The following is a 10534-nucleotide window of genomic DNA, read 5'->3' as shown; positions in this document are numbered from 1 at the left end:
GACGATGAAGAAACGCCGTCTGAAACTTACTACACTGTTCAAGCAGGAGATTACCTTTACAAAATCGCGCAACAATTCGGAACGACTGTCGAAGCGATTAAAGATGCGAACGAATTAATTAACAACAACCTACAAATTGGCGATGTATTACTTATCCCTGACGGTTCTGAAGAAAATGACGACGAAGAAGAAACGCCGTCTGAAACTTACTACACTGTTCAAGCGGGAGATTATTTATACAAAATCGCGCAACAATTTGGAACGACTGTCGAAGCGATTAAAGATGCGAACGATTTAACTAACAACAACCTACAAATTGGCGATGTATTACTTATCCCTGACGGTTCTGAAGAAGATGATGATGACGACGAAGAAACACCATCTGAAACTTACTACACAGTTCAAGCAGGAGATTACTTATACAAAATCGCACAACATTTTGGGACAACTATAGAAGCGATTAAAGATGCGAACAGTCTAACAAACAACAACCTACAAATCGGGGACGTATTACTCATCCCAGATGGTTCTGATGAAGATCCAGAAACGCCTGAATTTGTTGCACCCAAACCTGGTGACCTTGCTTATATGCCTGGCATGACTTTAGTGAAAAAATATTTTCCAACAGTTAACAGTGCAGTAACTTATGCTGAAGAGAATTTTGATTATAATGAACACATAAATTATTTTGTGAATTACTTTAAAGGAAGTTTTGTTCTATACTTCCAACCTAAATAGTTTATAGCAATGAAATACTCCCGAGAGGGAGTATTTTTTTATTTAATTATAATATTATCCTTTCATTATAATACTAAAAAATGAATTCAAAAAAATTATACGTAAGTTTTTGAAATTTAGAAACGTATGAAATAAAGTTAACAAAATAGCTATCATAACCTAATATTAGATTTTATGTTGAATTCGAGTTTAATATTTTCAATTAATATTCTAATATCGATATCTTTGATTCAAACAGATTTAACAAAAGAGGAAATTATTAGTCGCTTTCACGAAGTAGCAAGAGAAACTCCTTCTGCAAGTAACAGTCAAACAACTCGTTTAGTTGTATTATTTGGTGAAGAAAACGATAAAATTCTGGGACCATATCTTAGAAGTTCAAAAAGATGTTATGCAAAGTGCGATGTGGGATATATTCTCAGGTGTTATGGAAGGTGCTAAAGGCGCAGTAGTTACAATCTTCTTCTTCGAAGACCGTAATGCAGTTAAAGCTGGTCTAGGTGAAGGTGTTCGTGCAGATACCTAAAAAATTCATAACGATGCAAATATGCAATTCTCAATGTGGGTTACTTTAGCTGAATTAAACTTAGGAGCTAGCTTACAACATATGAATATTGGTTTTGAACAAGGCTTTGATAAATCAGTTAAAGAAATGTTCAACTTGCCTGCTTCATACGAACTGGTTGCACAAATGCCATTTGGTTCAATCGAAGGTACTCCAGGCGAAAAAGAATAAATTGATGATGAAGTACGTGTGAGTGTTATCGGTGAATTATCTACCAAGCAAAGGTAATTTCTCAAATTGGAAAAACACTTTTTCTTAACTCAACTCATACATTGTATATTCTAATGCTTCGATATCGAGTTTTTTCATATTTAACATCGTTTGTGTGACCCGCCAATGCTCTGCTTCTGAACCATTTTTCATCAGTTCATAAAACCTCACAGGCATTATTTGCCACTGGACACCGAATTGGTCTTTCAACCAACCACATTGCTCGAAGTCTGAATCATGGGATAGTTTATCCCAGTAATAATCGACTTTCGCTTGTGAACCGCACAGAATCATCAATGAATAAGCTTCATTGAAATTAAAGCCGCTGCCCATTCCATGATCCATCAGAGTTAACTTTTGACCATTAATATACAATTCACTATAATTTACTTTTTCGTGGATATCTTCGGCTTCGTCTTCATTATAATAAGATACCGCTTCGATTTCTGATTGGTTAAAAACTTCATGATAATAATTTAAAGCATCTTCTGCCTTTCAACAACTCTCACCACTAAATAATAAATTTAACTTGAGCTTTTGATTTACCGCACTATTTTCATCAACCATAATTTGTCATGTCACACCGTACTTGTCCTGAACCCAGGCATAACGTTCCCTATAAGGACAACTATCTAACGGTATTAGATCAACACCACCGACGGATAACTTCGCATATAAAGCATCAACTTCTTTAGCTGTATCCATCGAATCCATGATCGATATTGATGAGTTAAAACCAGCGTGTTCACTATCATTAAATGCTTCAAATGATAAATTTTCAATTCAAAATCCATAGATTCATAATCACCAATAAGTGTATCTTTAAAAGTTTCTCTGCGTATAATCCTTGAATTTTCAGATATCGACGTATAAAAATTACCCGCTTCTTCTGCTTCCTTATCAAACCATAGAGCTGAAACTAATTGCCTCATTACAATGTGCTCCTTTAAAATTGACAAAGTGACTATCTGTTCAAAGTGTATAATGAATGGGGATGTCGAGAGAAATCCCTTTCATTATATTGTTCGAAATAATGCGAAAAAGGCTACCTTGAATCAGTAAATTACTGATCAAAAGTAGCCCAATTATAAACTTAATTACTTATTGTACTTCGCCAATTGGTAATACGACTTTACCATATGTTTCATTAATTACTTGTGCCATTGCTGCATAAATTGCAGTAAATCCACAAATGATTCCTTCATAACCTGCGATTATTAAGATTAAAGTCGATCCGGTAAAGTTACCGATTGCCAATAAGAAGAATAAAAGTGTCAATGTTCCAAAGACTACTTGTAATGCTTTTGAGATGCGTAAAGTAGCGATAAACATAAACAATGTGAAGAAGCCCCACATAAATAAAAATGCAGCCATTGAAAGTGAATTAGCTGGTACTCCATATCCCATTTCTGAAAGGATGTTCAGAGCTGCTAAAGCCATCCAAAAAAATCCGTATGAAGTGAAAGCTGTCGTTCCAAATGTATTATTCTTCTTAAATTCCATAATACCCGCAACAACTTGTGCCGTACCACCGTAAAAAATTCCCATAGCTAGGATCATTGAATCTAGTGGAAAGAATCCTGCATTATGAATGTTCAACAGTATTGTTGTCATACCAAAGCCCATTAACCCTAAAGGTGCCGGGTTTGCAGTAATCTCACTAAATAATACATTTTTTTCTTTTTCCAAATCCATATCTCCAGTACAATACAATATTTTACACACTGTCTCTTATTGTACCTATTATACAGGCCTTTAGCAATGATTATTAAGGTTTACTTAAATAAAGCTTATTCAACTGTTACACTTTTAGCAAGGTTACGTGGTTTATCCACATCTAGACCGCGACCTAAGGCTGTATAGTATGCAATCATCTGTGTTACAACCACCATAACTAGCGGTGCTAATAACTCGTTCAAGTTAGAAACAATGAATTGATCATCTTCTCTAGATAAAGCATGTGTTGAAATCACCATCGTATTCGCTCCACGAGCTTTTACTTCTTCGATATTACCGCGAGTATGAGCTGAAGTTAGTTCGCCACTAATCAAAGCAATGACTGGTGTACCTTCTTCGATTAAAGCAATGGTACCATGTTTTAATTCTCCTGAGGCAAATGCTTCAGTTTGGATATAAGAAATTTCTTTTAATTTCAAAGCCGCTTCCATCGCTACGTAATAATCTGCAGTACGTCCAATATAGAAAGCATTACGTGTTTCCATTAAGTTTGAGTCAACCCAAGTTTTTATATCATCGCGTTCTGATAAGATTGATTCCATTGCTGAAGCTGCAAGACCAATTTCTTTAGCCATATCAAACGATGCTTCTTCAGATTTTAATGCACGAAGCGCATCCGCTAAAATTGCCATCACTGTAATTTGAGCAGTATAAGCTTTTGTTGAAGCAACTGCAATTTCAGGCCCAGCATGAAGTAATAAAGTATGACTTGCTTCACGTGAAAGTGTAGATCCTTTAACATTTGTAATTGTTAATGATGGATGACCTAATTCATTCACTTTCACTAAGGCCTGGCGACTATCTGCCGTCTCACCACTTTGAGTTAAGAAGATAAAGAACGGTTTTTCGCTTAGTAATGGAATATCGTAAGCAAATTCACTTGCTAAATGTACTTCAGTTGGGATTTTAGCTACTTTTTCCATGATGGCTTTACTTGCCCAACCCGCATTATAACTTGTACCTGCAGCGATAACGTACACACGGTCACTGTTTAACAAGTCATCTGTTAAATCTGTATCGATTTCAAACTCGTGCTGGTCATTTTGATATTCTTGAACCAAACGGCGTAATACTGCAGGTTGTTCATCAATTTCTTTAATCATATAGAAAGGATAAGCACCTTTTTCTAAATCATTGGCATCTAATTCGGCAATATATGACTCACGCTCAATAACATTACCTTCAACGTCTTCGATGATTACGTTATCTTGAGTAATTGTGATCATTTCATTATCTTTAATTTCGATATACTCATTTGTATGTTCAATGGCTGCCATCGCATCTGAGACGATGACATTGAAGCCATCACCTTTACCAATCAATAAAGGACTTTTATTTTTAGCAGCATAAAGAACGTTTGGATCTAATTGATCTACTAAACCAAAAGCATACGAACCTTTGATCACTGATAGAGCTTTTTTAAAGGCTTCTTTCGTTGATAATTCTTCCGCTTCTACAAAATATTCAATTAAAGCAACCGCCACTTCAGTATCTGTATCAGAAGATAATTCAACACCTTGTAAATATTCTTCCTTAATCTCTTTATAATTCTCAATAACACCGTTATGAACAAGAACAAATCGTTGGTTGGCTGAGCGATGTGGATGAGCGTTATAAGTTGCTGCTGGTCCATGAGTAGCCCAACGTGTATGTCCAATTCCAACTACAGATTGTAAATCAAAGTTGACTTCGCTTTTTAATTTCGCAATGCGACCTTCTTCTTTAAATAGATGCCCATTGGCTTCTTTATCAACAACAAAAATTCCTGCTGAATCATATCCACGGTATTCTAATTTTTCTAAACCACCAATTAAAACTTCTTGTACGTTACCTTCTCCAATAAATCCTACAATTCCACACATTGATTTATTTCCTCTTTTCACCTAATTATTTTGCTTTTAGGTGTGTAAGTTAATCTCTGTACCAATATTTACACAATGGTTTTTATTAACTCTAAAGATTACACTACCTTGAACCATCCGCCGAAATCTCGATAAGTTCAATCCTCGTCACCTTATATTTAAGGCCTGGCGCTATCCTGTATGTTTATACTCCTTTTAATTATTTTCTAAAAGCTATATTACTTTATCTTATAGAAGGCCATTTGTCAAAATATTTTTTATTTATTTAAGCTGATAACCTTAACAATATAGTATTACCAACATTTTAAATCTATTTAATTTCAGTCAATTAATTCAGAGGTCGACAAAAAACTCGAGAAACGTTTAAGTAACTCGAGGTGTCTATCTATATATTTCCATGAAATGTGAGTGGTAACGGTCCGACTCTTCTTTGGTGATATAGCAATGGATTTTGAATATTTGTTGTGATGTGCTTGACGCTTCCGGTAATAATCGCATGGTCGCCCGCCACTATTGTTTCAAAGGTATCGCATTCAAACGTCGCATAAGCGCCTTCAATAATAGGTAAGCCACTTTCTGAAAAGCTCCACTCAATCTGTGCGAAGCGATCAATATCTTTGCGCGAAAAAATATTTACAAGTTCCGGTTGGCTTCCAGCTAATAAATGAACAGCAAATTGCTTGCTATGATTGAATATATCATAAGATGATGACTTATTACCGATTGACCATAATACTAATAGCGGGTCTATCGAAAGTGATGTGAAAGAGTTAGCAGCAATGCCCACAGGGAGTCCTTCATCATTTGTCGTCGTAACAATCACAACGCCTGAGGGGTAATTTGCCATTGCGTCTTTAAATAACTGAACTGTCTTATCTTCCAACTTTTATACCGCCCTTTATATTTATTAAATCTGCCCCAACTTAATCTAACACGTATTAGAATGTTTGTAAACATAAGCATCCCAATCTATATTTAGAAAGGGATGCTTTATTAATTAAATAGATTGATTGCCTAATAATTGTTCGACTTTGTAGTCATCTAATTGCGGGAAGTTTTCATAATAGGCGCTAACTGAACCTAAAAATGCTTCCGGAATTTGTACGTAGTAAATATTATCAACGACTTTTTCAAGAGCTTTGAAAGTGTCTTCTGGAATAATTGGAACTGCCACACTAATACTTAGTGGTTTTTTAGAGCGGACAGACTCGATTGCCGCAAACATTGTATGCCCAGTCGCAATTCCATCGTCAACTAGGATAACATGTTTGTCGGTCAATGATTGTTTCTCAATCACTTCGCTATAAATCGCTCGACGACGATCAATCTCGTCCGTAATTTGTTTCACTCGCTTCTCTAACCAAGTCGAACTCACGTGAATATCGTCATTCATTAGTGGTTCGCCACCTTCTGCCATCGCTCCAATCGCAAATTCTGAATTCATCGGATGACCTATCTTTTTGGCTAAGATGACATCTAAAGGAATATTAAATTCATCGGCTATTGTCAGTCCTAATGGTACTCCACCACGTGGCATTGCCAATACAATTGTATTTTTTGGCTCGTCCACCTTTATCTTTTCTGTTAATTGCTTTGCTGCTTCTTCTCTATCATTGAATCGCATCATCTTACCCCTTTCTTTAATAGCTTTCAAACACTTTTCTTAATGACTTCGCTCATAATTCTAATATAGAAATATAACGACTGGTAATTATCTTTATCCACTGCCACATAAAATATGTTTATCTATACTTAAAATATACCATAGTAGCAGAATGAATCGTAATAATTTTTCCAAAAAAACACTTTTACTTACGCTTTCAATTTAATCTCTTTTAAAAACACGAACATTCTAGGGTAAAACGATATAACAACTTAGGTTACATATTCTTCATGAGTCTTAAAAACTGCACAAAAAAACCACTATATTTGTAAAGATACATCTAACAAATGTAGTGGTCTGTTCTATAAATGAGTGATTAGTCGAATTTCTTTAAGACTAAAGTGGTGTAAGAATCGATAAGTATATTATCAATTTCCCCTGTTAAATTGTCATCTTCAAGATAAACACGACGATTAGTCACTTTTTTAATGTACTCACCTTTTTTAACTGGAACATTTAACATATTCCCTTGAGCATTAAAGGTTACAAACAGCTTATAGCCGTCTCCTTTATAAGTTAATTGAACAATTTGGTAATCTGCTCTAGTTACTTCAATTCTTTCTTTAATCTCTTTATAAGTTGATAAATGGAATAAAGGTTCTTGATTTCTTAATTTAATAAGGTTTTTAACTAACTCGACTGACTCACGATACGCATCTTGTCTTAACCACTCAAGTTTGTTAATTTCATCTGGTTTATTATAACTATCTCGGACGCCTTTTTTTGTTCTAAGAAATTCTTGACCCGCATGAATGAAAGGTATTCCTTGTGATAACAGAATAATTGTCGTCGCTAATTCATGGCGTTTCGTAATGGTATTCTCATCTAAATCTGGATCTGCTGCTCTTAATTTATCATACAAGGTAAAGTTGTCATGCGCTTCAACGTATTGAATCACTTGTTGAGGATCGTTGTATGAACCAAAATCAACACCTGCCAAGACATTTTGAGCGACTTGTTGTTCCATATGCCAAGCTCCATTAATAAAGCCTCGAGCTGTTGCTTCAAAGTCATTTCCTTTTAATGCTTCTCGTAGTCCATCATTAAATTGGCCGACTCTTGGCATCAATACTGCATTATTATGATTGGCTACCATATTTTCACTTAAGGGTGTATATAAATCCCAGCCCTCACCAAAAAGTAAGATACTTGGATCAATTTCATCCAACGCTTTTCGCACGGTATTCATAGTGGTTGTGTCATGGATTCCCATTAAATCAAAGCGGAAACCATCGATTTGATATTCTTTAGCCCAATAAGATACACTGTCAACAATGTACTTGCGCATCATATAACGTTCTGAAGCTGTATCGTTTCCGACACCCGTTCCATTCGTAAACTGTCCAACGTCATTATATCGGAAGAAGTAACCCGGTACAGTGAGGTGGAAACTATGGTCGTCCACTTCATAAACGTGATTATAAACAACGTCCATAATCACTCTTAAGCCAGCATCATGGAAGGCTTGTATCATTTGTTTCATTTCTTTAATTCGCGTAAATGGATCATAAGGATTGGTTGAATACGCCCCCTCTGGCGCACCATAATTTTGTGGGTCGTATCCCCAATTATATTCACGTGGCTTTTCGACGGTCTCATCTACGGTTTGGTAATCAAATAATGGGAGAAACTCCACATGAGTCACACCTAATTCTTTTAAGTAGTCGATACCCGTTGATGAACCATTGGGATTCGTTGCATTTTCTTCAATAGCTCCAAGAAATTTTCCTTTATGAGTGACTCCGCTATCCGAGTCTACAGTAAAGTCGCGTAAATGCAGTTCATAAATTACTGCTTTACTAATATCATCCATTTCGGGCATTCTTTCTCCCCAGTTATCAGGATTCGTTCTGTCTAAATCAACGACAACTGAGCGCTGTCCATTGACCGTCACAGCTCTCACATATGGATCATTTGACGTATTCACTCGCCCATCAAAAAACGTTAACCGATAACGATATGTTAACCCATGGTTATCTCCTTCAATTGTATGGATAAATATCTTGTCGTCATTTGACCGCGTCATTACAATATTTTCTTTTAACACACCATAATGACCATCATAAATTAATATTTCAACTTGTGATGCAGTTGGAGCCCATAATTTGAACTCTGTTTTTTCTCTACTATATATAGCGCCGAGTTTTCCAGGATAATAGTTCCTTTCAACAAAAACTGAATCGTGACTGATTTGATTTATAATTGTAGTTAAATAATTGTAATCATATTCTGGTTTACTTTGAGACGTTGTACTATATTCATTCATTGAATTACTCCTATAATTTCATTCTTATCATGCAAAAGTCTCAGTTCGGTCAATTCATCTCAATAATCTTAATTTAAGTTCGTTTGTAGGTGATATTTGGGTTATATTTTTTATTCTTAGTTAGTCTATAATACACAAAATATAAATTCTGTCAAAATAAAGACCTCTTAAAAGATAGTTATCTTCTAAGAGGCTCAGTATCGTGGGATATCATCGCATATCGCTCATTCAATGGCGATTCAATAATCTCCCTTTAAGCGAATTCACTACTATTTAGTTATTATTTATTTTGTTGCGATGTGTTAGCTGACAATAACGTTCATACCAAATATCAATAAATTCTTGAGAGAATGGTCCGCGACCTTCGTCAATCCATCTCACTAACTCTTGTATTTGGTATTTGATAATGCGATCTATCTCATCTGAATAATGATACCGACGCCCATGTATTTCATATTCATCTAAATCCAATAAACGTTTCTCCCCATCTGGAAAAACTTTGATATCTAAATCATAATCAATATATTTCAAGGCTTCGTTATCCATCACATATGGTGAGGCTAAGTTACAATAATATGTAACCCCTCGTTTACGTAACATTGCGATGATATTGAACCAAAAATGTTTATGATAGTAGACAAGTGCAACTTCACGTGTAACCCATCTACGGCCATCTGATTCGACTACCAATGTATGATCATTACAACCAATAATTGATTGCTCACTCGTTTTTAAGACCATATTATCGCGCCATGTCCTGTGCAACGAACCATCGTGTTTATAACTTTTAATAGTGATGAATTCACCTTCTTTCGGTTGTTTCATCACTTAACCCACTTTCTATATTATATATTACGTTCCAGTCTATCGACTGTATGGTTATTCTCGATTATTATAACATAATACTTACACTTGTGTTACAAAATGATTTGAGTATTGACGTTTTATATAAAATAGTTGCTTTGATTTAAAATTTATCACTGTAGTCGCTGCTTTATTGATTGGTAATTTTGGTTTAGTGTGTTAATTTCCACTGTCACCTCATGACATGTCCTGTTAAACGTCTAATTTCCACTGTCACCACATGACAAGTCCTGTTAAACTTCCAATTTGCCTTGTCACCTCATGACATGTCCTGTTAAACTTCCAATTTCTCTTGTCACCATATGACATGTCCCGTTAACCCTCCAATTTCCCTTGTCATCATATGACATGTCCTGATAGAGCTCCGATTCCCCTGGTCACCTCATGACAAGTCCTGTTAGACTTCCAATTCCCCTTGTCGCATCATGACAAGTCCCGTTAAACACCCAATTTCCCTTGTCACCATATGACATGTCCCGTTAACCTTCCAATTTCCACTGTCACTGTCAAGTCCATAATCTTGTGTAAAAGTCTCAATGTAGTTATATCATCTGGTCATCATGCACATTACACTTGTAAGAATGTCCGAGCGTTATTTTCCCAATTTTCGTGGAAATCAATTAATATCG

At 35.6% G+C, this 10534-nt stretch carries 10 protein-coding genes and 2 pseudogenes; 3 read left to right on the top strand and 9 right to left on the bottom strand.

Going from position 1 to position 10534, the window contains the following annotated elements; genetic code table 11:
• From ACEN31_RS10105 to ACEN31_RS10095, 3 genes are all read left to right on the top strand, one after another.
• Positions 1-738 (top strand): LysM peptidoglycan-binding domain-containing protein (locus tag ACEN31_RS10105; RefSeq protein WP_407109333.1); only part of this gene is annotated, 738 nt, incomplete at its 5' end.
• 337 nt (positions 739-1075) lie between these two features.
• Positions 1076-1264, top strand: coding sequence for a hypothetical protein (locus ACEN31_RS10100; protein WP_138405471.1), 189 nt, complete (start codon positions 1076-1078; stop codon positions 1262-1264).
• Between the two features lie 21 nt (positions 1265-1285).
• Positions 1286-1474, top strand: a complete 189-nt coding sequence (locus ACEN31_RS10095; RefSeq protein WP_138405470.1) for a nitroreductase family protein — start codon at positions 1286-1288, stop codon at positions 1472-1474.
• An 84-nt stretch (positions 1475-1558) separates the two neighbouring features.
• On the opposite strand, the pseudogene ACEN31_RS10090 reads toward ACEN31_RS10095, so the two are convergent.
• From ACEN31_RS10090 to ACEN31_RS10050, 9 genes and pseudogenes are all read right to left on the bottom strand, one after another.
• Positions 1559-1996, bottom strand: a pseudogene (locus ACEN31_RS10090) (VOC family protein); the annotation flags it as partial.
• Positions 1997-2086: 90 nt separating this feature from the next.
• Positions 2087-2296: a VOC family protein gene (locus ACEN31_RS10085; protein ID WP_138405473.1), complete on the bottom strand. Its 210-nt coding sequence runs from the start codon at positions 2294-2296 to the stop codon at positions 2087-2089.
• A 41-nt stretch (positions 2297-2337) separates the two neighbouring features.
• Positions 2338-2445 (bottom strand): annotated as a pseudogene (locus tag ACEN31_RS10080) (VOC family protein); the annotation flags it as partial.
• 169 nt (positions 2446-2614) lie between these two features.
• Positions 2615-3202, bottom strand: a complete 588-nt coding sequence (locus tag ACEN31_RS10075) for an acetate uptake transporter (protein ID WP_407089906.1) — start codon at positions 3200-3202, stop codon at positions 2615-2617.
• Positions 3203-3303: 101 nt separating this feature from the next.
• On the bottom strand, positions 3304-5112 hold the full coding sequence (gene glmS / locus ACEN31_RS10070) for a glutamine--fructose-6-phosphate transaminase (isomerizing) (RefSeq protein WP_218930002.1): 1809 nt from the start codon (positions 5110-5112) through the stop codon (positions 3304-3306).
• Between the two features lie 385 nt (positions 5113-5497).
• A complete protein-coding gene (locus ACEN31_RS10065) occupies positions 5498-5959 on the bottom strand; it encodes a flavin reductase family protein (protein ID WP_407109332.1) in 462 nt (153 codons plus the stop codon).
• Positions 5960-6109: 150 nt separating this feature from the next.
• Positions 6110-6739 carry a phosphoribosyltransferase gene (locus ACEN31_RS10060; RefSeq protein WP_407109331.1) on the bottom strand — a complete coding sequence of 210 codons (630 nt, stop codon included), beginning with the start codon at positions 6737-6739 and terminating at the stop codon, positions 6110-6112.
• A 352-nt stretch (positions 6740-7091) separates the two neighbouring features.
• Positions 7092-9041 (bottom strand): type I pullulanase, encoded by a 1950-nt coding sequence (pulA, locus tag ACEN31_RS10055; protein WP_407109330.1) that lies wholly within the window; start codon positions 9039-9041, stop codon positions 7092-7094.
• Positions 9042-9314: 273 nt separating this feature from the next.
• Entirely contained in the window at positions 9315-9866 is a 552-nt protein-coding gene (locus ACEN31_RS10050; protein ID WP_138405463.1) for a DUF402 domain-containing protein, read from the bottom strand.
• Positions 9867-10534 lie beyond the last annotated feature (668 nt).

Origin of the sequence: Ruoffia sp. FAM 26255, assembly GCF_045528525.1 — a bacterium.
Lineage (GTDB): Bacteria > Bacillota > Bacilli > Lactobacillales > Aerococcaceae > Ruoffia > Ruoffia tabacinasalis.
This window is presented reverse-complemented; position numbering and strand designations above follow the sequence as displayed.